At 47.5% G+C, this 221-nt stretch carries 1 protein-coding gene; it reads left to right on the top strand.

Going from position 1 to position 221, the window contains the following annotated elements; genetic code table 11:
• A partial coding sequence (locus I6U50_RS15855) for a hypothetical protein (RefSeq protein WP_198639568.1) occupies positions 1 to 221 on the top strand: 221 nt, incomplete at both ends.

Here is a 221-nt window from a genome sequence, read left to right as displayed (position 1 = left end):
AGGGATGATAATCTGCCATTAGATGCAGAATACCCCGTGGGAACCACCAATATTACATGGACCGTGACAGATGATAATGGAAACGAAGCTCAACCCGTAATACAAACCGTAACGGTAACTGACGATCAGGCGCCGGTAATCGCTGCTGTGGAAGCTATAAATACTACTGCAGATGCAGATACCTGTGGGGCAATGATAGAAATTGTACCTCCGGCGGCTAC

The organism is Salegentibacter maritimus (genome assembly GCF_016236975.1).
Lineage (GTDB): Bacteria > Bacteroidota > Bacteroidia > Flavobacteriales > Flavobacteriaceae > Salegentibacter > Salegentibacter maritimus.
This window is presented reverse-complemented; position numbering and strand designations above follow the sequence as displayed.